Here is a 2114-nt window from a genome sequence, read left to right as displayed (position 1 = left end):
AGTCTATATTAAATTCACCAATAAGTTCCTCATCTGCTCTATCAAACCAGCTAATAATACGTTCTATTTTCATAAAAAATCAATTATCTAATCTCTTGTTGTCCTACCAGGAACTGGGGGCTTAATCATCTCTCCAGTATTGGATCCGCACTGCCTTGATGTTTTCCCTGTTTATTATAAACCTCAACATCCCAATGTTGGGAATCCCACTCCAATATTTTCCCGTCTTTCGTTTTCCATCTATCTCTTCCTTTGTTAGGAACTCTTTTTGCATCCGGAAAACCTGTTAACTCTTTGGGTGGAGGGGTATATTTTAGTGTGTTTGAACCTCCATTGCTAGTTTCAGAATCTTTTGGCCTAACATCAGGTGCATACAACTTATTCGGATCAACCCCCAACTTAACCAACCCGCTCGCAATACCAGTGGTGATAGCCCGCATATTCTTCCAAATCAGGTCTCCAGCATCCCAACCTGTTTTTGCTGCTAGACCGACTAAGGTTGCTCTTCCTAAAGCTGCACTAATGTCACTAACGATCGAACGCCCCACAACAGTTACCATAGCTAACGTTCCACCTTGTTTAATGATATCAGCCGCCATTCCGTCCGGATCAATCATCAATATAGGATTGTTGACTACATAGTTGTATGGCGAAACTTCTTCAAACTGCTCCGCCAACGGATCCACCACATTCCAACGTCCTATCTCTGCATCATAGAACCTTGCCCCGTAATCGTATTGATTTGACTATAATGTCATATCTTATATATAGTTTGAATTATTTATTTACGCGCAAAAAATCCATCATAAAAATTTCTTTCTTACTATCATCAAAAATTTTTACATTTACATTTGACCCTAATTTAAAACTGTTCCAAAATGACTCACTATCTCCAACTCTCTTTAATCGACCGTCATTATATTTGATAAAAATTCGTTCCTCTCCTAAAAAATTCACATTTAAACATATCGAATTCTTAAAATCAACGCGATGATTAAATACATTAAAAATTCCATAACTTTTATAATAATAAGCTTCACATAAATAAATTTCAAACTTATTTTTGATCTTTTCATAAACTATTGTATCAATCACAACGAGTTTATTAGGACTAACTTCTCGGATAAAATTCTTATTGTATACAGAATTTTCAATAGATAATTGTGCTGGAAAATAGTGATTTACAAATTGTCCATTCCTAGTCAACAAAATAGAAATTACATAATACAATATTGTAATTGATACTATAACCAATACACTTATTTTAATTCTTCTGTTTTTCATTTTTTCTGGGCTTTAGGAAAACGCTAATATCCAAACTACCTTTATTCTCATTTTTAATATCTTGAAATTTTTCAGGAGGATCCATCCCATTTCCATCCCCTGTTTTAAATCCGCCAACTTTTAATGTGGCTTCCACATTATCAATACAGTTATTTAAAAACGTTTTATATGCTGTTGCAGTCGTTTTGCTAGCAGTTTCCTTCATTACATTATCTTCTTTTTTTGTTGTTACAAAAAGAGTAGCTTTTTCATATCTCTGTTTTGGAGCCCCATTAGAATCTCTTTCAGAATTTGCAAATGGCTCCTGTCCGTAATTTACATCATCATAGTCATCTTTAAAGGTATTATGCTCACTATTTGCAAAGTCTCCTAAACTCTTGAATCCAGCAATTGTAAATGAATTGTTTTCCTGCTCTTCACCTCGTTCATTCTTATAACTTCCGGTATTATCACCATCTTTAGAATAATAAGTCCAACCGTCTTTTTCATTTCCAATTAACATAGCTATATGCCCATATTTGTGGCCTGGCCTTTTTTCTCCATATGATAATATTATAATATCTTTCCCATTCGGATCAATAATGTCAATTGGATTATTAAGAACATAATTATAAGGAGAATGATTAAAATACTTCTCCGCCAACGGATCCACAACATTCCACCTTCCGATCTCAGCATCATAGAACCTAGCCCCGTAATCCAGCTGCCCCTCCAGTACATAAGAACTTCCCAAGGCATGCGTACCGCCACTCAGGTCAGCCTGCATCTCCTTGCCATTATAAAGATACTTATTGTCAATGCTTGTTGCAATACTTTTCGTCTTACCGAAC

3 protein-coding genes and 1 pseudogene are annotated in these 2114 nt (G+C 35.3%); all 4 read right to left on the bottom strand.

Going from position 1 to position 2114, the window contains the following annotated elements; genetic code table 11:
- Positions 1 to 125: 125 nt before the first annotated feature.
- Positions 126 to 560 carry a colicin E3/pyocin S6 family cytotoxin gene (locus K7A41_RS00300; protein ID WP_416221935.1) on the bottom strand — a complete coding sequence of 145 codons (435 nt, stop codon included), beginning with the start codon at positions 558 to 560 and terminating at the stop codon, positions 126 to 128.
- A gap of 48 nt (positions 561 to 608) precedes the next feature.
- Positions 609 to 731, bottom strand: a pseudogene (locus K7A41_RS00295) (RHS repeat-associated core domain-containing protein); the annotation flags it as partial.
- 46 nt (positions 732 to 777) lie between these two features.
- Positions 778 to 1284 carry a hypothetical protein gene (locus tag K7A41_RS00290; RefSeq protein ID WP_265712106.1) on the bottom strand — a complete coding sequence of 169 codons (507 nt, stop codon included), beginning with the start codon at positions 1282 to 1284 and terminating at the stop codon, positions 778 to 780.
- Positions 1265 to 2114, bottom strand: an 850-nt coding sequence (locus tag K7A41_RS00285) for an RHS repeat-associated core domain-containing protein (RefSeq protein ID WP_265712105.1), incomplete at its 5' end; no start/stop codon positions are given. The genes K7A41_RS00290 and K7A41_RS00285, both read right to left, overlap by 20 nt.

This window comes from Sphingobacterium sp. InxBP1 (assembly GCF_026191775.1).
Classification (GTDB): domain Bacteria; phylum Bacteroidota; class Bacteroidia; order Sphingobacteriales; family Sphingobacteriaceae; genus Sphingobacterium; species Sphingobacterium thalpophilum.
Note: the sequence above shows the minus strand (reverse complement) of the source record. Positions and strands in the feature narration are given on the sequence as shown.